Raw genomic sequence first — 21,432 nt, 5'->3', positions numbered from 1 at the left:
GATTAACTATGGCTGTATGCGATGGGTTGAAAACCTCATTTAATGGATAATCGTTCTGAGTACTATGACGTTTCGAATTCGAGTTAGTCGCGGTATCGTCTCCCGAGCCTGTGACTCGATCTAGTCATTCAATTGGTATGATCTGCTGTGGCTCACTTCCAGTGTAACCGTTTTTAGGCCGCGGTTGTGCCGGCACATCGGTACAGTAGCCCGTCTGGCTCGTCAGCCGTCGATGGCGGCCTCGAGTCGAAATCGGCGAGACAAAGATACTGTTATATGAGTGCAGTTCTCATCACCGGCAATGAGTCCGCAGGTACGAACTCCCACTGCCCGCGTCTGTGAACGATGTGGGCGGATGGAGTACTGGGACGAAGAACTCGGCGCCTGGCAGATCGACAGCGAGGATGGCGAAAAACAAGTCGGGAACCCACACTGTCTCCACGAGTGGGATATCAACGGAACGTTCAACCCCGTCATCGAACAGTAGCGACACGGCGTCTCGAGTCGGCAGGTTCGACTCGAGTCGCGACGCTGTCGACGGGCATCTTTTTTTGTGCCGGGAGCATCCAGCCGACGATGACGACCGTATACATCACGGCCCCGCCGGACGCGGCCGATCGAATCGCCGAAACGCTCGTCGACGAGCGACTCGCGGCCTGTGTCAATCGGATGCCGACGACGTCGACCTACCGATGGGACGGTGAGATCCACCACGACGAGGAACACGTTTTGCTGGCGAAGACGACCGACGACGCGTACGTCGACCTCGAAGAGCGCGTCCTCGAGATACACCCCCACGAGGTCCCGTGTATCGAGCGCTTCGACGAGAGTCACGCCCTCGAGTCCTTCGCAGAGTGGCGCGCCGAGAGCGTCGAGTGATCGACCGTACCGAGACGCACACTCCCATCGCGAACCTGTGGTACGATAGCCCACCTCAGACCTCGAGCCGAGGAAAAAGCAACCCTTAAAACTCGCGCACGGGTTGTGACGGGTATGGCTGGAACCATCGAAGTGCTCGTTCCGGGTGGCCAGGCCAACCCTGGCCCACCGCTCGGTCCCGAGCTCGGACCGACACCCGTCGACGTTCAGGCGGTCGTACAGGAGATCAACGACCAGACCGAGGCGTTCGACGGCACCGAAGTACCGGTAACCGTCGAGTACGACGAGGACGGCTCGTTCGATATCGACGTCGGCGTTCCGCCGACGGCGGCGCTGGTCAAGGACGAAGCTGGATTCGAGACCGGAAGCGGCGAACCACAGAAGGATTTCGTCGCGGACCTCTCGATCGATCAGGTCAAAACGATCGCCGAGCAGAAACACCCCGACTTGCTCGCCTACGACACGAAAAACGCCGCGAAGGAAGTCGTCGGCACCTGCGCCTCGATGGGCGTCACCATCGAAGGCGTCGACGCACGCGAGTTCAAGCAGAAAGTCGACGACGGCGAGTACGACGACGCCCTCGCGTAAGCGAGATTTTCACGGTCTCTCCGGCCGAATTCGGTCGGGTTTTCGACCGCTCTCGAGCGATCCCCGAGACGGGTGAGTGCGTCGATCAACCGTTCTCGAGACGGGCGAGTACGTCGACGTGGTGGCCGACGAACGAGAGTTCGCTTTCCTCGAGTTGACGTCGTCGCGTCGAGACCCACGTCCGCCGGTCGGCCGGATCGAGGACGTCGCCCGGATAGGCCACGAGCGCCTCGTCTATCGTCTCGAGAATCGCCTCGAGAAACGTTCGTTCGGCCGCGGGGTACTCCCGTCCCTCGTCGGCCGACCGGGGCCGAACGATCCAGTCCGACCCCCCTGCGGCGAGCGTCTCGAACCCGTTTTCCGGAAGCGACGAGAGGAGTTTCCGGCCGGCCGTGCTCCCGCCTGAGTCGCGAATGTCGTCCATGTGACGGTGGTAGAGTCGTTCGATTCGAGCGTCGAGTGGATGGGGCGGCGCGAACCCCGTCGCTCCGTCGAACGTAATCGGTGCGTAGAGGAGGCCGCCGGGCTCGAGGATCGTCGCGATCGTCGAGAGCGCCCGCTCGAGGTCGACGATATCGAGAAACGCCGCGGCGATGACGGCGTCGGCACGCGAATCCCCCTCCGAGGCGGTGTCGCGGTCGGCGATCGCTTCCGTCGAGAGCGCGTCGGCCACCTCGAGCGTGAGATCGATGGAACGACCGCTCGCCCGTCTTCCGGCCGTGTCCGCCCTCGCACCCTCGCGTGGATTTTCCCAGCCCGTGTCGGGTTCATCCACGATCCGGTAGTCCGTCGCCTCGAGACGATCGGGAATCCGCTCTCGTGCAACGGCGACGTTCTCCGGATCACGGTCGATCGCACGGTAGCTCGTCCGCTCGGGGAGCCGTCCCCACTCGGCGAGGCGCTCGATCATCGTTCCGACGCCGAACCCGAACTCGACGACTCGAGCAGGCTCGTCGATCCCCGCGAGTTCGTCGGAACATCGCCCTAAAACGCGTCGGTTCAATGCTCGATCGTCGACGGTTCGCTTGGCCGTGAGATACGACTGCAGGGACGGACTCACGGGGTTTCACCCCGCGACTCGTCCGACCCACAACCACGCGACTCGGACCCACTCGAGTCGGCGGGCTGACCGCTTCGGGACGCCGCCGGTTCGAGGCGTTTCAGGAACGCTCGGAGGTCGGTGAACGTTTCGGGCCACGTCGGGTGGTCGGCCGCCGTCTCGAGGGCGCCGCGAGCGAGTCTGGCCAGTCGGTCGCGGTCGGCCGCGAGGCGATCGATTTCGGCGGCGAGACGGTCCGTCTCTTCGGGATCGATCAGCACGCCATCGACGCCGTCGGTCACGATCTCGTCCGCACCGCCGACGGCGCTCGCGATCGGGACGACGCCGAACTCCATCGCCTCGAGGTAGGCCATCCCGAACCCCTCGTAGTGCGAGGGGACCGCGAGAACGTGGGATCGCTCGAGGATCGACGATAGCGCTCGGTCGTCGACCTCGCCCGCGAACGCGATCCGGTCGTCGACCGAGAGATCGTCGGCCCGCTGTCGGACAGCTCGTGCGTACGCCGGATCCGCGTCGTGGCTCCCGACGACCGTCAGCGTCCAGTCCCGGTCGGCGCGCTCGAGGGCGGTGACGAGCGACGTCACGTTCTTGCGTGGGACCAGGTTTCCGACGAACGTGACGGAAAGCGGATCGGCGCACGCGGTCGCCCGGGCTTCGACGGCGTTGGGAGAGAGCGCGGCTCCCTCGCGGCGACCGGCAGGCGGCGCGACGTGGGTCGGAAGCGCGACGAGATCCCCGGTCCGGTCGCGCGTGTACTCGCTGGTACAGACCGCCGCATCGACCGTCGAGAGGTACTGCGCCTCGAGCGCTCGGGTTCGGTCCGGGTCGCTGGCCTCTCTGCCCGTCGACCGTCGCGTCCACCCCGTCGGCTCCGCCGATTCGAGGAGATGAACGAGCGCGACGATCGCATCCGGTGTCTCGAGTGTGGGATTGTACCCGAGTACGGTCCGATAACAGAGTTCGTCCTGTACGAGCACGTCGAACGGCTGGTTCAGGCGGTCGCGAACCACACGTTCGGGGTGTTCGGACAGCGAGATCACGTCGACGTCGTCGCCTCGTCGCTCGAGAAACGATACCAGTTTCCGGTCGTACCGGTAGCCCCCGGACGTCCGTGCGATGTCGTCGTCGACGACGAGTCCGACCCGCATCGTCACAGCGAGCGCTCGTGGGCCACGCGGGCGACGTCGTCCTCCGCGACTTCGATCCGAAGCGCGCTCGCGCCGGAACACCCGAGGCGCTCGAGCAGTCGGTCGCCGAACAGTCGCGCGAACCGTTCGGCGCTCGGATTGTCGTCTTCGAACTCGGGACAGTCGTTGAGCGTTCGATCGGCGTAGAACCCGGCGACGGCGTCCATCGCGTCGCTGACGTCGTCGATGTCGAGGAGGTAGCCGCGATCGTCCAGTTCGGGCCCACGAACGGTCGCCGTCACGGTGAATCGGTGGGAGTGAACGTCGCCTTCGGGACCTGGGTCTGGGACCGTCAGGTAGTGCTGGGCGACGAGGGTCCGCGAAACGGTGACGGAGTACATGTCACCGGGTACGATAGGGGCCGGCTAAACGACTGGGTCCGATCACACGCACTGAGACTCGTCGATCGTGATCCGCTCGAGGCGATCAGTCGTAGGTCAAAAGCATTTGAATGGCCTCGTCGGGACGGTCCTCGAGCAGTTCGTACGCCTTTTTGGCGTCTTCGAACGGGACGTCGTGAGTGAAAAGCGACTCGAGATCGAGCCGCCGAAGCCAGTTCCAGGTGGTTCGATGACGCCGTTTACGAGACCACCGCCCCGAGAGCCGCGGATCGATCGTACTCACCTGCGTACTCCTGACCTCGATCCGATCGCGGTGAAAGCGTCCGCCCAGGTTGGCCGTTACCGGCTTGGTCCCGTACCAGGAGCCGACGAGCACGCGGCCATCGAACCCGGTGGCCGCGACCGCGTCCTCGAAGGCGTCCGGGTTCCCCGAGAGTTCGTACGTCAGATCCGCGCGAGCGCCGTCGCCGAGGACCGTCTCGAGCAGGTCGCGAACGCCTCCGCGGTCCGGATCGATCGACCGATCGGCGCCGAACGCTTCGGAGAGACGTCGGCGCTTCTCGCAGGGTTCGACCGTCACGAGCGTCTCGAGAGGCGTTTCGGCGAGCAACGCCGTCGTCAACAGCCCGACGACGCCCTGGCCGATCACGACGACGCGCTCGCCGAGCAACGGCGCACCGTCGAGCAGGAGCGTGACGGCCGTCTCGAGGTTCGCGAACAGGGCGGCCTCGCGCGTGGGGACACCTTCCGGGACGGCGAGCAGATCGTCCGGGTCGGCGAGGAAGGTGCTCTCGTGTCGGTTGTAGGCGAAGACGCGTTGCCCGAGCCAGCGGTCGGGGACGTTCTCGCCGACCGCGACGACCTCGCCGACCGCGGCGTAGCCGTACGACAGCGGAAAGGAGAGATCGCCGTCGAGCGCCTCGAGCGCCTCGTCGGCTGGGAGCGCCGAGGGTGCTTCACCCCGGTAGATCAGCCCTTCGGTGCCGGCGCTGATCGCCGAGACGAGCGTCCGGACGCGGACCGATCCGGAATCCGGTTGTGGAACCGATCGCGACCGAATCTCGACGGTGTGGGGAGCCGTGAAGTAAAGTGTCCGGGCGTCGACTGTCGCACGGTCCGTCATCGAGTATCACGGGCCGAGACGGGCCGACGGGGATGATCGATCACGCTGTGGAAACGGTCGACGAGGGAGCACTTGACCGTTCGCTCGTGTGACAGTTCGTGAGAACCCACGCGTGACCGGCGTCGGTGGTCCTCACGTCACTCGCCCGCGGCCGGTGGCGACGAGCCAGTCTCGAGCGAAGTTGGCGAGAAACGGGATCGCGACGATCGTCGCGATCGGTCTCGAGACGCCGTGGTCCGCCACCGGGAGGATCGCGAGCCAGATCGCGAGCATCGCGAGCGCACCCAGCGGCCGTCGAACCCGACTCTGTGGCAGTTCGTGAACCTCGCGGCCGCGACGGTGGCGCCACCAGAGCGTCCCGACGAAGAGGTACCGCGCGGCGCCGACGGCGAGGAACGCGACGGGGGCCGCGCCGTTTCCGACGGCGACGATCGAGCCGACGAGAACGGCGAACGCGTCCACTTCGACGTCGAGGCGGGCACCAAGGTCGGTCTCTGTCCCCCGCGAGCGAGCGATCGCGCCGTCGACAGCGTCAAGGGCGGCCGCGACCGCGAACAGCGCGCCGGGGGCCCAGACGAGGAGACCGGATGGAGGGCGTGTGACGACGAAGCCGGCGAGAACGGCGACAGCGGCGGCGCGCGCGAGCGTCACCCCCGTCGCGAGTGTAAACGTCGCTTCGCCGGAGCCCGTGACCCGGTCGACTGTCACCAGGACGAGCGCCGACTCGAGTGCGAGTGCGATCCCGACGAAGACGAGAAACTCGAGTCTCGGACCCCCCGGCCAGAGGCGCTCGAGGGCGACCGTGGTGAGAAAAACGGCACACAAGAGTCCAATGGTCGCCACCCCCCAACGCCGCCGAGCGGCGGGCCGAAATCCGGCGAACGAACCGTCACTCACGGCGAAAGAGGACGATCAAGGCGACGATCAACAGGAGCTGTGCGAGTTTGTCGACGGCTTCGACGGCGGGAATCGCGCCGAGACCGTCGGGACGGTTGAGGGCGTACCAGAGGACGATCTGCCCGACGGTGAAAGGAATCCCGAGGAGGTACACCAGTCGGCGGCGGTAGTCGACGAGCACCAGCGCGATGCCGAGGAGGAAACCGACCGTCGCGAGCAGAAAGGCCACTCCCATCCAGTGTGGAAGGAACTCGAGGCCGAGGACGAGATGAACGACCGCGGTGAGGACCGCGAGACCGATCGCGATCCAGTGGAGCGTAGATAGCGACTCGAGCGCGAGTCGGTTCTCGAGGCGGGCCATACGGGCGAGTCACCGTCGATCGAGAAACACGTTCGGGGAAGAGACACGGCGTGAGAGAGAAGCGTTCGACGAACGAGAGAACGGCCGGTCAACGGGTCAACGCGAGGGGGTGATGGACGTCGTTTCCGTCACAATCGGAAGATGGAGCGGGCGATGCGGAGATCGTTACAGCAGATCGGACGAGTGTCGTCAGATCTTGTTCGCGGGCGGGACGGTTCGTTCCTCCGGGTTGGTCGCGCCGCCGGGGCCGAACAGAATGCGAACGATGGTCCCCATCCCGAGCATCGTGGCGAGCGTGGCGACGGCGACCGTCGCCGGAATCGAGAAGCCGGTGAGGCCGAAGACGAGACTTCCAACCAGGACGCCGAGCCAGAGCCGGTCCTGGCCGAGTCGCGAGACGATCGACTGGCCGACGGCGACGAATCCGATCGCGGCCGACGCCGGGACGACCGCGGCGCCGATGGTGACGAAGATGACGCCGAAGAACGTCCCGAGACTCGAGCCGACGATGAAGTAGCCCGCGCTGACGAGCACCGCGATGACGAGTAGCGAGGGCAGTCCGATACACGTCGAGATGATCGGGCTCCGCCGGGACGTTGCGATCGCATCGGATCCCCTCCCCTGCAGGATTCCAAGGAGCACCATCGAGACGAGGACCATCGCGGCGAACTGGACGGCCACACGCTCGTAAGGAAAGAGCACCCGGTACACCTCGATTACCCACCCGTGGGCGAAGTACTCGGTCGACTCGAGACCCGTTACTCCGCTGATAAGATATAAATCTGTTGGCCACATACACGAACGATACACTGTCACCGAAGATATTACTTTCGGTCGGAAACGTCGAGTGAAAAATTCCGGCTGGCACGGGCCGGCAATAACTCGAGGGGGGTGGTCGAAACCCCACGAGCGGCGGATAGTTCGACGGATTTAAGTTCGGCATGCCACTTCTCTCAAAGGAGACAGGCGTTGCCTGTTTCACTGACCCGTAGGAGCACTCCTGCGTACTACGGAGGTGAACGATGGCAGAGGATATCGAAACCGCAGTGGCTCGCGCACTCGAGGATTCGCCGGACCGGAACTTTACCGAGACGGTCGACCTCGCGATCAACTTGCGCGACCTTGACTTGAACGAACCGTCGAACCGTGTTGACGAGTCCATCGTGCTCCCGTCCGGAACCGGACAGGAGACGCGTATCGTCGTCATCGCCGAAGGAGAGACCGCCGTCCGCGCCGAGGAGGCCGCGGACGAGGTCCTCTCGGTGGACGACGTGGCCGACCTTGACGACGACGAAGCCAAGGATATGGCCGACGAGACGGACTTCTTCATCGCCGAAGAGGCGATGATGCAAGACATCGCCCGGCACCTGGGTACCATCCTGGGTCCCCGGGGGAAGATGCCGGACCCGCTCGCACCCGACGACGACGTCGTCGAGACCGTCAACCGGCTCAAAAATACCGTGCAGATCCGTTCTGGCGACCGACGAACGTTCCACACGCTCGTCGGCGCCGAGGATATGGACGCAGAGGAGATCGCCGACAACATCGACGTCATCCTTCGGCGCCTGCACGCCGACCTCGAGAAGGGGCCCCAGAACATCGATGGCGTCTTCGTGAAGACGACGATGGGGCCGTCCGTGGAGGTGGTCTAACGTGAGCGCAGAAGCCGAACGCAAGACCGAGAACCTTCCGCAGTGGAAAAAAGAGGAAGTCGACGAGCTCGAGTCGCTCATCGACGAGTACGAGAGCATCGGTATCGTCGGTATCACCGGCATTCCGAGCAAACAGCTCCAGGATATGCGCCGCGGTCTCCACGGCACCGCCGTGGTCCGCGTCAGCCGGAACACGCTGCAGGTCCATGCCCTGGAAGACGCCGAGCTCGACGACCTCGTCTCTCACGTCGAGGGACAGGTCGGTCTGGTCGCGACGAACGACAACCCCTTTACCCTCTACAAGGAGCTCGAGGCGTCGAAGACGCCGGCACCGATCAACGAGGGAGAGGTCGCCCCGAACGACATCGTGATCCCCGAAGGGGACACGGGCGTCGATCCGGGGCCGTTCGTCGGCGAACTACAGGGTATCGGCGCGAACGCGCGCATCGAGGACGGTTCGATTCAGGTCATGGAGGACTCGACGGTCTTAGCGGCCGGCGAGGAAGTCTCTGCTGACCTCTCGAACGTCCTCAACGAACTCGGTATCGAACCGAAGGAAGTCGGTCTCGACCTTCGTGCCGTCGTCGCCGACGGCGTCCTGTTCGATCCCGAGGACTTAGACATCGACGTCGAGGCCTACCAGAGCGACGTGCAGACGGCCGCCGCTCGCGCACGGAACCTCTCGGTCAACGCGAGCTTCCCGACCGCGACGACGGCGCCGACGCTCATCGCGAAGGCGACGGGCGAGGCCAAGAGCCTCGGCCTGCAGGCCGCCATCGAGGACGAAGCGCTCATGCCCGACCTCGTCTCCAAGGCCGACGCACAGCTGCGTGCGCTGGCCGCCCAGATCGACGACGAGGAGGCCCTGCCGGAGGAACTCCAAGGTGTCGAGGCGCCGGCCGCGGAGCCGGCGGCCGACGAGGGCGAGGACGAAGACGAATCGGCAGACGACCAGGAAGATGCCGAGGCTGACGCCGACGCCGACGACGCCGACGATGACGACGAAGACGACGGCGACGGCGCGGAAGGACTCGGTGCGATGTTCGGATAACAACCAGAGGAGATTACAATGGAATACGTTTACGCCGCACTCATCCTGAACGAGACGGACGCAGAGATCAACGAAGACAACCTGACCGACGTGCTCGACGCCGCTGGCGTCGACGTCGAGGAGTCCCGCGTGAAGGCGCTCGTCGCCGCACTCGAGGACGTCGACATCGACGACGCGGTCGCCGAGGCCGCCGCCGTGCCAGCAGCCGGAGCCGCCGCAGGTGGCGCCGCCGCAGCCGGTGGCGACGAGGGTGACGACGAGGCCGAAGAGACCAGCGACGTCCCTGATACGACGGACGACGACGAAGACGACGAAGACGACGACGCCGGTGGCGAGGGCCTCGGCGAGCTCTTCGGATAAGTCGCGACGCGACGATTTCGATCGATCCCGATTTCTTTCGAGTTACCTCGTCAGTAGCTACTTCTTTCACCCGTGTGAACGGCCAGTTATGACAACCGCAGTTCACTTCGATCTGGACGGGACGCTTTGTTCCTACGACGTTCCGTTCGACGAGCAGTTCGTGAGGACCGTCTCGCCGTACGGCGAGCCGACCGACGCGGCCTACGAGGCCTACCTCGAGGTGTTGTTCGACGCGATCGATCGATGTGAATCCGAGCCCTACCGCAGGGCGTTCGAGGCAGTCCTCGAGATCACTGATCTCGACGCGACGGCGGCCGCACTCGCCCGCGAACACTGCGAGACGGAACTCGAGGCGAGCGTCGTTTCGGACGACGCGATCCGCGTCGTCGAACGCGTCGCGGCGACGAATCCGACCGGCGTGTTGACCAACGGCGCGGGCGACCAACAGCGCGCGAAACTCGAGCGTCACGAGCTTGCGGACCTCGTCGAGTCGGTGATCGTCTCCGGCGACGTCGGTGTCGGAAAGCCGAATCGACGGATCTTCGAGCGCGCAATGGCGGCGCTTCCCGGCGACGATCAGGTCTACGTCGGCGACAGCTACGAGGAAGATATCGTTGGCGCTCGATCGGCTGGCTTCCGACCGATCTACGTGGTCGACGATCCCGGTGGGCGCAACGAAGCCGACGCCGCGGATGCGGTCGTCTCGAGCGTCGGCGACCTGCTCGAGCCCGACGGCTTCCCCGAGCCGATTCGGCGGCCGTTCGAGCCACGTCGCGACTGACGGGGCGTCGCCCTCGAGTTTACAAGCGAAGCGGCGGCCAGACCGTGTGATGGTCGCCGTTCCGATCGAACTCGTCGTCGATCCGTCGCTCTCGATGCAGTTGCTCGCCTGGATTCTCGCCGGAGCGGCCCTCGGCAGTGTGAGCGGGCTGGTTCCCGGACTTCACGCCAACAACTTCGCACTCTTGCTCGCCGGCTTTGCGGTCGCCGTCCCCGGACCGCCGCTTTCCGTCGGCTGTGCGATGCTCGCGGCGGGAGTCGTCCACACCTTTCTCAACGCCGTTCCGGCGATGGCACTCGGCGTCCCCGACGCCGAGATGGCCGTTACCGCACTGCCCGGCCACCGGATGGTCCTCGAGGGACGGGGCCCAGAGGCGATTCGCCTCTCCGCGGTTGGGAGCATCCTCGCTGTCCTGGCCGCGGTTCCGCTCGCGATCCCCGTCACGTACGCGGTGACAGCCGTTTATCCGACGATTCGAGCGAACCTTCCGCTCGTCCTCGCGGCGGTCGTCGTCGCGTTGATCGCGTCCGAACGGAGCTGGCGCGGCCGCGCCGGCGGCACACTCTCGTTCGCGCTCGCGGCGGCGCTCGGCGCGTTGACCCTCGATCTCTCGCCGGACGCGCCGCTCGAGGCGGGCGGCATGCTCGCACCCTTGTTTGCCGGGTTGTTCGGCGCGCCGGTGTTGATCGATGCGATCTTCGGCGGTGGGATTCCGCGCCAGGACGACGATCGGATTGCGCTCCCTCGGTGGCTGGTCGCCGCGACCGCCGTCGCGGGCACGCTCGCTGGTGCGGTCGTTGGTTACATCCCCGGTATCTCGGCCGCGATCGCCGCCGTCGCGGTGTTAGTGCTCGTCCCCGGCGGCTCGGGCGACCGGGGTTACATCGTCGCAACCAGCGGCGTCGACACGGCAAACACGATATTCGCGCTGTTCGCGCTGGTCGCCATCGGCCAGCCGCGGACGGGCGTGATGGTCGCCTTCGAGCACGCGAACGCGCCGCTCGAGCTTCCCGTCTTGATCCTCGCGGTCGTCGTCGCCGGTGCGGTGGGATTCGTCCTCGTGATCGTCGTCGGCGACGCCTACCTCGAGTTGGTGGGCCGGACCGCGTACTGGAAGATCTCAGGTGCGGTTTTGGGTCTGTTGCTCGTGCTCTCGTATCTCTTTACCGGCGTTCCCGGCATCGCGGTGTTCGTCGTCGCGACCGCAGTCGGATTGGTTCCGGTTCGGTTGCGGGCCCGACGCGTCCACCTGATGGGCGTTCTCATCGGTCCGTTGATGTTCGGCGTTTGAGGTCGGATTCGGTCCGTGGACCTTCCCGTCTGCGTCGAGCTAGGACGCCATCCTCGATTGCACCGACACCCCAAGACTGCGATCGGATTGAGGGTTGCGCTTCCCGTCGCCACCGAAAATACCACACAATTTTTTGTACACGATCGATGTAGGGCTCGAAGGTGCTCACCAATGGTAGACGCGACAGTCGACGTCATCCACCGCGGCGGCCTCGAGTGCGACCAGAACTACATGATCGAGGGCGAGACCCTCGGGACGCACGACGAGCCGAATCCGGATCTCACGTACGACGAGATTCCGGTCTGGAACCTCGTCATCGACCACCCGGAGGCGACGATTCTCTGGGACACCGGCTCACATCACGACGCGCTCGAGGGCCACTGGCCCGAGGGCCTCTTGCAAGCGTTTTACCCACACGACGCACACGAACATCGGCTCGACGACGACCTCGAGGAGGCAGGGTACGACCTCGACGACATCGACGCCGTCTTCCAGACGCACCTGCACCTGGATCACGCGGGTGGACTCGAGTTCTTCGATGGAACCGATGTCCCGATCTACGTTCACGAACGCGAGATCAAGTTCGCCTACTACAGCGCGAAGACGGACAAAGGGAGTTCGGCGTACATTCTCGAGGACTTCGATCACGATCTGAACTGGCAGGTGATCCACCGTGACCGCGAGGAGCACTTCGAGGACGTCGAGTTCGTCCGCTTCCCGGGGCACACGCCGGGGTTGACGGGGACCGTAATTCACCTCGACGACGATGGAACGCTCGTCTTCACCGGGGATCAGGTGTATCAGGCGCCGAACTACGAGGCGGAGGCGCCGCTGGGGGCCGGCCTCCTCTGGGGGAAGACGGAGTGGTTCGACACCCTCCAGCACATCAAGGAGATCGAGCGCCGCCACGATGCGGCGGTCGTCTACGGCCACGACAAAGACCAGTTCGAGGAGATCAGGGAGGGGTGGGGGCGATGAGCTACGACCGATCCGTCTCGGCGCCGGAACACGAACTTGGGCCGGAGACCGTCTGGCACCTCCAGATGCCCCAGATCAGGTTCGGTCGGGACAGCGTCGAAGAACTCGGCGTTCAGTTGGCGGATCTCGGGGTCGACGCGGACGACTCCGCCCACGGTCTCGTGGTCACCGACGAGAACCTGGTCGATATCGGCCACGTCGACCGCGTCACGGACCACCTCGAGGACGCGGGATACGACGTCACCGTCTGGGACGGTACGGAGCGCGAGCCGTCGATCGAGAACGTCGACGACTGCATCTCGTTCGTCCGCGAGAACGAGGGCGAGGACGGATACGACTTCTACGTCGGTTTCGGCGGCGGGAGCTGTATCGACGTCGCGAAGGGGACCCGCGCGGTGATCGCCAACGGCGGTGAGGTACTCGATTACATCGCCGAACCGACCGGCGAGGGCGAGTCGCTCACGGAGTCCGGCCCGCCCCTGGTGTTGATGCCGACGACGGCGGGGACCGGGGCCGAAATCTCGCCCGTCGCGATCTTCTCCGTCGAGGAGAAAGAAATCAAGGAGGGCGTCTCGAGCAATCACATCCGGGCGGACGCGGCGGTCCTCGATCCGACGTTCACGACGACGCTTCCGGCGGAGCAAACCGGCAAGACGGCGATGGACGCGCTGGGACACGCGATCGAGGGCTACACCACGCACCCCTTCGACGGCCTCCTTCGTGCGTCGGACCCGGCCGAACGGCCGGTCTATGCGGGACGAACCGAACTGACGGAGATGTTCTCGGAGAACGCGATCGAGCTACTCTCCGGAAATGTCCGTACCGCGGTCCACAACGGGGACGACGTCGAGGCCCGCTCGGCCATGCTGAAGGGCGCGCTGTTCGGTGCGATCGCCGGCCTCACCGCTGGTGCGAGTCTCTGTCACGCGATGGCCTATCCGGTCGGCAACCGGTATCACACCTACCACGGCGAGACGATCGCCGTACTCACGCCCGCGACGACGCTCGGTTACAACGTCGCGAGCGATCCGGAGCGCTTCGTCAGGGTCGCCGAGATGCTCGGCGCAGAGACGGACGACCTGGGAACCCGTGAGGCCGCGGATCGAGCGAGAGCGGAGTACGTTCGGCTCCAGCAGGACCTAAACGTCATCCCGAGTGGCTTGTCGGATCTCGCGGGAATCGAAGACGACGACGTCGACTGGCTCGCGACCCAGACCGTCGATACCCAACAACGGCTGTTGCGATGCAATCCGCGCCCGGTGACGAAAGAAGACGCCGTCGAGATCTTCCGTGACGCCCTCCACAACTGGGAGTGACGACGGATCCGTCGATCGACTCGAGCGGACGTCGTGGGTCGCTGTCGTCATCTGTCAGTCGAGTCGCTGTCGTCGACCGAGCCAAAACGGCGAGCCGCCGTGACGACCTTCTCGACGCGCTCGCTCGAGACCGGATTCGTCGTCACGCCGTCGCGTTTGAGCGCGGTTCCAACGATGACACCGGATGCACCCGCCTCGAGACAGTCGACGACGCTGTCGCTCGTCACACCGCTCCCGACGAACACCGGCGCTCGTCCCGAAAGTGCGTCGCTTACGCGCTCGACCTCCTCGAGAGTGGCTTCGGCGCCGGTTCCCGATCCCGAGACGATCACGCCGTCGGCGTTCCCGCGTTCGACCGCCTCCAGGGCCGAGCGCTCGATACCGGCGTCGCCGAGCGGCGTCGCGTGTTTGACGTGGACGTCCGCGAGGATCGCAACGTCGGCGTCGATCCGATCACGGAGTCGGAGCGTCTCGTGGGCCGATCCCTCGAGTACTCCCTGATCGGTCGCGGCCGAGCCGATGTGAACGTTGACGCGGACGAACGCGCCACCGGTCGCGGCGGCGATCGAGAGGGCGGCATCGGCATCGTTTCTGAGGACGTTGATCCCGACCGGGACGTCGACGGCGGCCGAAAGCGTTGACGCCAGCGCGGACATCTCCGCGACGACGTGGTTCGGAACGCTCTCCGGGTAAAACGGCGTATCGCCGAAGTTCTCCAGTACGATTCCGTCGATCCCGCCCGCCTCCAGGCGTTTCGCGTCCTCGAGCATGCGATCGTGGACGTGGGTTCGGTCGCCGGCATACCCCGGCGCGCCGGGAAGTGCCGGCAGGTGAATCATGCCGACGATCGGGCGCTCGACTCCGAATCGGTCCCGTATCTCCATACTTCCCGTGATGTCTCGAGTGATATATACTGTTTCCCGCCCCAATTAAATATGGGCGAACATGTTCAACATGTGTCCCAGCCGATGGGAATAGACGCGCGCTTCAATGATATCCACCCGTAAGATCACGGTGAACTATGAGTATGCACCACGGCTCCCGACGAACGTTCCTGAAGGTAGCGGGTGCGACGGCCGCCACCGCGGTCGTCGCAGGATGTAGTAGCGACGGAAACGGTAACGGAAACGGCGACGACAGCGGGAACGGAAACGGGGACGGTGAAGTTGCGATCGACGCCGGAACGGACATCCGATTCGACGGTCAGACCGCCGGCTGGGAGGGCCTCGAGCCCTCGGAGATCGACGGCGAACAGAACCCGACGCTCGTTCTGGAGGAGGGCGGCGACTACACCATCGGCTGGACTGAAGGCGACGGCTCGCTCCACAACATCGAAATCTGGGACGACGGCGGTGAGGTCGTCGACGGGCTCGAGACCAGCGAAACCGACGACCCCGGTGACGACCAGATCCTCGAGTTCGAAGCCAGCTCCGATATGGCCCAGTACGTGTGTGACCCACACGAGACGACCATGGTCGGAGACATTCAGGTCGAGTAACGAGTCCGATCCGAACCGGAGTCGTCGCTCGAAACGACGCGTTCGATTTTCCCACCCACATACCCTCGAGCGGACGTCACGTCGCGAACGGTGGTCTTTCGCCGCGGCCCGAGTCGGGTCGTTTCAATTATCAGACCACTTGATCGAACAGCCACGTGACGGGCGCCACTCGAGGTCGACGTCTTCGCCGTCTTTGACGGCCTCGATGGCTTCGCGGACGTAGTACCGGGATGGGTCGTCGTCGGGGTTCGGCGCGTCGTCGAGTCGACCTTGGTAAACGAGTCGGAACTCGCCGTCGCGTCGGGCAAAAAGAAACGGGTCCGGCGTACACGCCGCCCCGTACTCGCGGGCGACCGACTGGGATTCGTCCCGGAGGTAGGCGTCGTAACGGATCGCCCCCTCCTCGACGTACGCTTCCATCTTCTCGAAGGAATCTTCGGGATACTCTTCGGCGTCGTTCGGGTTGATTCCGACGACTGAGACGTCGTCGTGCGCTTCGGCCAGTTCGTTCAGCAGGTCGAATTTCGCTTGGGCGTACGGACAGTGGTTACAGGTGAACACGACCAAGAGCGCCTCGTCCTCGGCGAACTGCTCGAGTACGTACGTTTCGCCGTCTGCACCGGGCAGTTCGAACGCGGGCGCCGAGTCGCCGGCGGCCAGTTCTGACTCCGAATCTCGTTGGACCATGTGGATACGATTGTACGTCCCTCGAAAAAATGTTTCCGGACCCACACCTCTATAGTAACAACTGAAACGATGTACACACCGACCGCCGATCCATCTGGCGATCGGGTGTGCATTGACTTTCAGTGGCTACTATATCGTCGCCTGTGACGGTGGACCTCCGTGAGCATCCGTTCGCTCGAGCGACCCTCGGGACGGCCTACATATTTGTACCTCCCACGTTATCGAGGAAATATGAAGACGCTCGAGGTTACCGACGAACAGTACGCCTACATCCAACACCTCCGCGAGGAGATTTCGGAGTCGGTCGTCGGCAAGTACGGGTTCGTGCGCGAACGAGACGCCGTGCAGTTTCTGATCGACAACGCCGACGAGGATCTCGAGATCGACGTCGAGTTCGACTCGTCGGCGACCGACGACGTCACGGCGTCGGTCGACGCCGCCATCGAAGGCGGGCCCGACCCCCACGAACTCGAGGAAGTTTCCTACGACGAGTCGTCCGAGTCCGACGGCGAGGACTCGACGACCGACGACGAAGTGTCGGTCGACGAGGTTTCCCCGGAAGAAGGAGAGATCGACGAGGAATCGGAACGCGAGGGCGATGCGGACGACGACCAGGACGCGGATGCGAGCGACGGAGACGAGGACGGGGCCGGCGACGTCTCGAGCGAGAGCGGCGAAGCGGACGACGACGATATGCTAAACGAGATGATGAGTTTACTCGAGACCCACGACGACAAGTGGGAGGAGTCTTCCTCGGCGGATTACCGCTACACCGTGGCGCTTCCGGACGGCTCGAGCGAGGACGCCCAGACGAAAGACGACGTGCGGGCGTTGTTGTTCAAGAACTACCGGTAGTTCGACTCTCGTCGTTCGTGCGATAGTCGTACCCGCGACACCGCTTTCACACTCGAGCCTTCGCGAACGAACGAAGAACAACGTTTTTACTCACGCTCGCGCTTCGCAGTGGTATGAGCGAACGCGACGTGCTCGAGTCTCTTCGTGAGAACGCGCGGTACTCGACGGCCGACATCGCGCGAATGACCGACCTCGAGGAAGGCGAGGTCGAGGCAGTCATCGAGGAACTCGAGGCGGCGGGCGTGGTTCGTGGCTACCAGGTAGTCGTCGACTGGGACAAACTGGAGGACGAACGCGTTCGAGCCGAGGTCGAGTTGAACGTCCGCCTCGACCGCGAGACGGGGTACGGCGATATTGCCGAGCGTCTCGTCCAGTTCCCGCAGGTCACGGCGTTGCGCCTTGTCAGCGGCGACTACGACTTCGACATGGAGGTCGAAGGCGACTCGATCCGGGAGGTTTCCCAATTCATCAGCGAGAAGGTCGCGCCCGTCCCCGAGATCACCCAGACGGTTACTCACTACGTGATGACTTCCTACAAGGAAAACGGAATCGAACTCGGCGACGGCGAGGAGGACGACCGCCTCTCGTATTCCCCCTGATTCCCAACCATGCCAATCGAACTCTCTGACCGCGTGAAAGCGGTCCCACCGTCGGGGATCAGGCGCTTTTTCGAAATCGCCGAGGAGCGCGACGAAGTTATCTCGTTGGGGGTCGGCGAGCCGGATTTCTCGACGCCGTGGGCCGCTCGAGACGCCGCGATCGCCTCCCTCGAGCAGGGAAAGACCTCGTACACGGCAAATCGCGGTCGTCGCGACCTTCGGGAGGCGATCGCCGACTACGTTGACGACCGGTTCGGCCTCGGCTACGATCCCGACGAGGAGATCATCGTCACGGCGGGTGCGAGCGAGGCCGTCGACGTCGCGTTCCGCGCGCTCGTCGATCCCGGCGATACGGTCGCGATCGCCCAGCCGTCGTACATCTCCTACGAGCCCGGCGTGATCTTCGCCGGCGGCGAAGTCCTCCGGGTTCCGACGCGAGAGGAAGACGAGTTCCGACTCACCGTCGAGGGACTCGAGGAGGCCGGCGCCGCGGACGCGGATCTGCTCGTCATCTGTTATCCCAACAATCCGACGGGGGCGATCATGCGCGAGGAGGATCTCGAGCCGGTCGCCGAGTTCGCCCGCGAGCACGACCTGACGGTCCTCTCGGACGAGATCTACGCCGAGCTCACGTACGACGTCGACGAGTCGAACTCCGGAACAGGAAAGACGTCGTCTTCCGGTGGCGGGCACACGTCGATCGCGACGCTACCGGGAATGCGCGAACGAACCGTCGTCTTCAACGGCTTCTCGAAGGCCCACGCGATGACCGGCCTCCGGCTGGGGTACGCACTCGCCCCCGCGGACGTCGTCGGCGCGATGAACCGAATCCACCAGTACACGATGCTCTCGGCGCCGACGACGGCACAGTACGCCGCGCTCGAGGCGCTCGAGTCCTGTGACGACGAGGTTCGCGAGATGGTCGACCAGTACGACCGCAGGCGACGGTTCGTCCTCTCGCGGTTTCGCGAGATCGGGATGGACGTCTTCGAGGCGAAGGGTGCGTTCTACTGTTTCCCCGAAGTGCCGGCGGGCTTTACGTCCGAGGAGTTCGCTGAGGGCGTTCTCCGCGAACAGGGCGTCGCCGTCGTCCCAGGGGACGTTTTCGGCGACGGCGGCGAGGGCCACCTTCGGGTCTCGTACGCGACCGGGCTCGACGAGCTTCGGGAGGCGCTGACCCGCATCGAGGCGTTCGTCGAGGAACACGCCTGACCCAGGGGCGTGTCACCGCCCCTCACGAACCGTTTTCCCGTTCGACCTCGCTCCCGTTCGTATGACGACGTATCGACCCCTTCCCGACCGGTCGGAGGTCTTTTACGAGTACACGAGCTACGCGTTCGGTCCCGAAGACGGCGTTCCCGCCTACGATCCCGAGGAACACGACACGCCGCGGGCGACCACCGGCGCTCGCAGGGGGCTCTTCGAACCGGACGCGGACGACGACCGACCGCGGGCCGTCTGCAAACACTACTGGCTCGAGGCCTTCGTCCGCGGTGACCGCCACCCGATGGCCGGACTGGCCGCGGTCGCCACGCCGCCGGAGTATCGCCGCAACGGCTACGTCGGACAACTCCTCGAGCGCTCGCTCGAGGAGTACCGCGACCGGGGGACTTCCCTCGCGGCGCTCTGGCCGTTCCGGTATCGGTTCTACCGACGATACGGCTGGGACACCGCGAACCGAATCGTCACCCACGAGTTCGACCCGGAGATCCTCTCGTTCGCCCGGAACGCCGGATCGGCGGGGTCGTTCGTTCGCGTCTCGGCCGACGAGTTCGACGCCCTCGAGGACGCGTACGCCGCTTCGCCGCCGACGCTCGCGATCGATCGGAGCGAGCGGTGGTGGCGCCACAGAGTCTTCGAGAACCACGGAACCGACCCCTTCGTCTACGCGTACGAACGCGACGGGACGGTGGCGGGCTACTTGATCTATCGGATCGACGGTGACTGGGGCGAGAAGACGATGTCCATTTCGGAACTCGTCGCCGTCGACCGCGAGGCTCGGCTGGCGTTACTGGCGTTTTGTTCCGATCACGACTCCCAGATCGAACGGATCGAACTCCGGGTTTCCGAACGGTTCCCCTTGCGAGAATCCGCGATGGAGCCCGATCGGATCGAAACGACGGTCGCGGACGGCCCGATGGTTCGAATCGTCGACGTCGAACGGGCGCTTTCGACCCTGGCCGCTTCCGGGGAGCGACGATCGCTCTCGGTCGCGGTCGACGATCCGCTCGTCGACTGGAACGACGGGGCGTTTCGGCTCGAGGCGTCGGACGGTGAAACGATCTGCGAGCGGATCGACGCCGCCGAACCTGAGGGATCCGAACAGCGGATCGATCTCAATGGGACTATCGATCCGGACGCGACGATCGACGTCGCCGCGCTCTCCCAACTCGTCGTCGGCGCCCGGTCGGCGACCGACCTCGAGCGAACGGGCCGACTCGAGGTCGCGACTCCCGATATTCTCGACGCGCTCGATACATTGTTTCCCGAGACGACCGTCTATCTGGGAGACCACTTCTGATCCAGGCCAACGGCACCGACGCCGTGACTTCCGGACAACCGACATCGGCGTGACGATTCGCCGAGGTGGACGACATGTGGAATCGATCCCGTCTGGCGCCACAGGCTACACGACGTTCCGTTCCCCTCTCTCGCGCTCGTCCGCGAACCGATCGCTCGAGAGGGCGTCGGCGTCGACGAGCGATAGCTCGCCGTCGACGACGAGTTCGGCGACCAGCTTTCCGGTTGCGGGCGCGTGTTGAAAGCCGTGACCCGAGAAGCCGGCGGCGGTGACGAACCCGGGAACGCTCTCCTCGACGATCGCGGTGTCGTCTGGGGTGACGGCGTACAGCCCCGCCCAGCCGCGTTTGATCGCCGACTCCGGGCCGAAGGCGGTCGTCCAGGAGGCGACCGCCTCGAGGGCGTCCGCGGCCCACTCGAAGTCCATCGAGGTCCGGTAGCCGTCGGAATCGCACTCGGGGTCCGACGATCCGACGTGGCCCCCGACCAGCGCGTCGCCGTCGCGCTCCGGGCGGACGTACGTCCCTCCCTCGAGGTCGACTATCAGCGGATCGTCCTCCGAGATCGGCGTCTCGGGCCGAGCGACGGCGACTTGCCGGCGCTTTGGCGTGATCGGCAGGTCGACGTCGGCCATCGCCGCGATCCGCCCCGCCCACGGCCCCGCCGCGTTCACGACGAACTCGGCCTCGAGTCGCCCGTCGGGGGTTTCGACGCCGGCCACTCGCGTGCTGGATTCGCTCGAGCGTTCGCCACTGCCGGCGCCCGAGCGTTCGCCACCCTGCTCGCTCGAGCGCCAGTCCCGTTCGGTGAGGACGTCAGTGACCGGCGTCTTCGTCCGCACGTCGACGCCCGCGTCCGTCGCCGCCCGGGCGTATCCCTGGAGTGCGAGGTGGGGGTCGGCGAAGCCGTCGGTCGGCGAGTACGTCGCCGCAACGACCGTCTCGGGATCGACCGCCGGACTACGCTCGTGGGCGGCCTCGGGCGAGAGCACCTCGCTCGGAACGCCGCGGTCGGTTTGCATCGCGACTCGATCGTCGAACGCCGCGGCGGTCTCCGCCGAGCGGGCGAGAAACAGGTAGCCGGTCCGTCGGTACTGGACGTCGACGCCGAACCGTTCGTCGAACGTCTCCCAGACGTCGATACTCTCGAGCGAGAGGTCGACGTTTACCGGCGAGGAAAACTGCGCGCGGATGCCGCCAACCGATCGCTCGGTGCTCCCGGAGCCGACCGTGCCCCGCTCGCAGACGACGACATCCGCGCCTCGGTCGGCCAGTTCGTAGGCGCTCGCGAGGCCGACGATGCCGCCGCCGATGACGACGACTCGCATACGATGGCTAACGAGGGGTGTGCCGATAAGGATTGGTCCGGAAAGATCGAGTCAACTCCCCGCCTCGAGGTGCGATCTCGC

General features: G+C 65.1%; 25 protein-coding genes. 15 read left to right on the top strand and 10 right to left on the bottom strand.

The features are described 5' to 3' along the window. Positions 1–301: 301 nt before the first annotated feature. The 3 genes from AB7C87_RS03585 to AB7C87_RS03575 all read left to right on the top strand — a co-directional run bounded on the left by AB7C87_RS03585 (position 302) and on the right by AB7C87_RS03575 (position 1,467). A complete protein-coding gene (locus tag AB7C87_RS03585) occupies positions 302–487 on the top strand; it encodes an HEWD family protein (protein ID WP_369728020.1) in 186 nt (61 codons plus the stop codon). An 89-nt stretch (positions 488–576) separates the two neighbouring features. Next, a complete protein-coding gene (cutA, locus tag AB7C87_RS03580; RefSeq protein WP_369728019.1) occupies positions 577–879 on the top strand; it encodes a divalent-cation tolerance protein CutA in 303 nt (100 codons plus the stop codon). A gap of 114 nt (positions 880–993) precedes the next feature. Continuing rightward, positions 994–1,467: a 50S ribosomal protein L11 gene (locus AB7C87_RS03575; protein ID WP_369728018.1), complete on the top strand. Its 474-nt coding sequence runs from the start codon at positions 994–996 to the stop codon at positions 1,465–1,467. 85 nt (positions 1,468–1,552) lie between these two features. Here AB7C87_RS03575 and AB7C87_RS03570 read toward each other — a convergent pair whose 3' ends face one another. The 7 genes from AB7C87_RS03570 to AB7C87_RS03540 form a co-directional block, all read right to left on the bottom strand. Then, positions 1,553–2,527: a methyltransferase domain-containing protein gene (locus AB7C87_RS03570; protein WP_369728017.1), complete on the bottom strand. Its 975-nt coding sequence runs from the start codon at positions 2,525–2,527 to the stop codon at positions 1,553–1,555. Beyond that, positions 2,524–3,675, bottom strand: a complete 1,152-nt coding sequence (locus tag AB7C87_RS03565) for a glycosyltransferase family 4 protein (protein WP_369728016.1) — start codon at positions 3,673–3,675, stop codon at positions 2,524–2,526. The genes AB7C87_RS03570 and AB7C87_RS03565 overlap by 4 nt, the downstream gene beginning before the upstream one ends. A 2-nt stretch (positions 3,676–3,677) precedes the next feature. Continuing rightward, complete coding sequence (locus AB7C87_RS03560) at positions 3,678–4,055, bottom strand: 6-pyruvoyl trahydropterin synthase family protein (protein WP_369728015.1); 378 nt, start codon at positions 4,053–4,055, stop codon at positions 3,678–3,680. An 85-nt stretch (positions 4,056–4,140) separates the two neighbouring features. After that, positions 4,141–5,178, bottom strand: a complete 1,038-nt coding sequence (locus tag AB7C87_RS03555) for a zinc-binding dehydrogenase (RefSeq protein ID WP_369728014.1) — start codon at positions 5,176–5,178, stop codon at positions 4,141–4,143. Between the two features lie 132 nt (positions 5,179–5,310). Beyond that, positions 5,311–6,021, bottom strand: a complete 711-nt coding sequence (locus AB7C87_RS03550) for a CDP-alcohol phosphatidyltransferase family protein (RefSeq protein WP_369728013.1) — start codon at positions 6,019–6,021, stop codon at positions 5,311–5,313. A 46-nt stretch (positions 6,022–6,067) separates the two neighbouring features. Continuing rightward, a complete protein-coding gene (locus AB7C87_RS03545; protein WP_369728012.1) occupies positions 6,068–6,436 on the bottom strand; it encodes a DUF7475 family protein in 369 nt (122 codons plus the stop codon). A 189-nt stretch (positions 6,437–6,625) separates the two neighbouring features. Beyond that, a complete protein-coding gene (locus tag AB7C87_RS03540; RefSeq protein WP_369728011.1) occupies positions 6,626–7,231 on the bottom strand; it encodes a hypothetical protein in 606 nt (201 codons plus the stop codon). Between the two features lie 227 nt (positions 7,232–7,458). On the opposite strand from AB7C87_RS03540, the gene AB7C87_RS03535 reads away from it, so the two are divergent. From AB7C87_RS03535 to AB7C87_RS03505, 7 genes are all read left to right on the top strand, one after another. Continuing rightward, positions 7,459–8,088 carry a 50S ribosomal protein L1 gene (locus AB7C87_RS03535; protein ID WP_369728010.1) on the top strand — a complete coding sequence of 210 codons (630 nt, stop codon included), beginning with the start codon at positions 7,459–7,461 and terminating at the stop codon, positions 8,086–8,088. Between the two features lies 1 nt (position 8,089). Further along, positions 8,090–9,139: a 50S ribosomal protein L10 gene (locus tag AB7C87_RS03530; RefSeq protein ID WP_369728009.1), complete on the top strand. Its 1,050-nt coding sequence runs from the start codon at positions 8,090–8,092 to the stop codon at positions 9,137–9,139. Positions 9,140–9,157: 18 nt separating this feature from the next. Beyond that, positions 9,158–9,499, top strand: coding sequence for a 50S ribosomal protein P1 (gene rpl12p / locus AB7C87_RS03525; protein WP_369728008.1), 342 nt, complete (start codon positions 9,158–9,160; stop codon positions 9,497–9,499). 88 nt (positions 9,500–9,587) lie between these two features. After that, a complete protein-coding gene (locus AB7C87_RS03520) occupies positions 9,588–10,280 on the top strand; it encodes an HAD family hydrolase (protein ID WP_369728007.1) in 693 nt (230 codons plus the stop codon). A gap of 49 nt (positions 10,281–10,329) precedes the next feature. Then, positions 10,330–11,571, top strand: a complete 1,242-nt coding sequence (locus AB7C87_RS03515; protein WP_369728006.1) for a tripartite tricarboxylate transporter permease — start codon at positions 10,330–10,332, stop codon at positions 11,569–11,571. A gap of 171 nt (positions 11,572–11,742) precedes the next feature. Further along, a complete protein-coding gene (locus AB7C87_RS03510) occupies positions 11,743–12,549 on the top strand; it encodes an N-acyl homoserine lactonase family protein (RefSeq protein WP_369728005.1) in 807 nt (268 codons plus the stop codon). Further along, entirely contained in the window at positions 12,546–13,865 is a 1,320-nt protein-coding gene (locus tag AB7C87_RS03505; RefSeq protein ID WP_369728004.1) for a hydroxyacid-oxoacid transhydrogenase, read from the top strand. Before AB7C87_RS03510 ends, AB7C87_RS03505 begins: the two co-directional genes overlap by 4 nt. A gap of 47 nt (positions 13,866–13,912) precedes the next feature. On the opposite strand, the gene AB7C87_RS03500 is transcribed toward AB7C87_RS03505, so the two are convergent. After that, a complete protein-coding gene (locus AB7C87_RS03500) occupies positions 13,913–14,749 on the bottom strand; it encodes a BtpA/SgcQ family protein (RefSeq protein ID WP_369728003.1) in 837 nt (278 codons plus the stop codon). 143 nt (positions 14,750–14,892) lie between these two features. Here AB7C87_RS03500 and AB7C87_RS03495 point away from each other — a divergent pair, with 143 nt between their 5' ends. Continuing rightward, complete coding sequence (locus AB7C87_RS03495; RefSeq protein WP_369728002.1) at positions 14,893–15,363, top strand: plastocyanin/azurin family copper-binding protein; 471 nt, start codon at positions 14,893–14,895, stop codon at positions 15,361–15,363. Positions 15,364–15,486: 123 nt separating this feature from the next. On the opposite strand, the gene AB7C87_RS03490 is transcribed toward AB7C87_RS03495, so the two are convergent. Further along, positions 15,487–16,050: a thioredoxin family protein gene (locus AB7C87_RS03490; protein ID WP_369728001.1), complete on the bottom strand. Its 564-nt coding sequence runs from the start codon at positions 16,048–16,050 to the stop codon at positions 15,487–15,489. Positions 16,051–16,281: 231 nt separating this feature from the next. On the opposite strand from AB7C87_RS03490, the gene AB7C87_RS03485 reads away from it, so the two are divergent. From AB7C87_RS03485 to AB7C87_RS03470, 4 genes are all read left to right on the top strand, one after another. After that, positions 16,282–16,905 carry a hypothetical protein gene (locus tag AB7C87_RS03485; protein ID WP_369728000.1) on the top strand — a complete coding sequence of 208 codons (624 nt, stop codon included), beginning with the start codon at positions 16,282–16,284 and terminating at the stop codon, positions 16,903–16,905. 113 nt (positions 16,906–17,018) lie between these two features. Beyond that, positions 17,019–17,504, top strand: a complete 486-nt coding sequence (locus AB7C87_RS03480) for an Lrp/AsnC family transcriptional regulator (RefSeq protein ID WP_369727999.1) — start codon at positions 17,019–17,021, stop codon at positions 17,502–17,504. A gap of 9 nt (positions 17,505–17,513) precedes the next feature. Next, positions 17,514–18,716, top strand: coding sequence for a pyridoxal phosphate-dependent aminotransferase (locus tag AB7C87_RS03475; protein WP_369727998.1), 1,203 nt, complete (start codon positions 17,514–17,516; stop codon positions 18,714–18,716). 61 nt (positions 18,717–18,777) lie between these two features. Next, positions 18,778–20,025, top strand: a complete 1,248-nt coding sequence (locus AB7C87_RS03470; protein ID WP_369727997.1) for a GNAT family N-acetyltransferase — start codon at positions 18,778–18,780, stop codon at positions 20,023–20,025. A 105-nt stretch (positions 20,026–20,130) separates the two neighbouring features. Here AB7C87_RS03470 and AB7C87_RS03465 read toward each other — a convergent pair whose 3' ends face one another. Further along, positions 20,131–21,351 (bottom strand): NAD(P)/FAD-dependent oxidoreductase, encoded by a 1,221-nt coding sequence (locus AB7C87_RS03465; protein ID WP_369727996.1) that lies wholly within the window; start codon positions 21,349–21,351, stop codon positions 20,131–20,133. Positions 21,352–21,432 lie beyond the last annotated feature (81 nt).

Source organism: Natrarchaeobius versutus, from assembly GCF_041205745.1.
Classification (GTDB): Archaea; Halobacteriota; Halobacteria; order Halobacteriales; family Natrialbaceae; genus Natrarchaeobius; species Natrarchaeobius versutus.
Note: the sequence above shows the minus strand (reverse complement) of the source record. Positions and strands in the feature narration are given on the sequence as shown.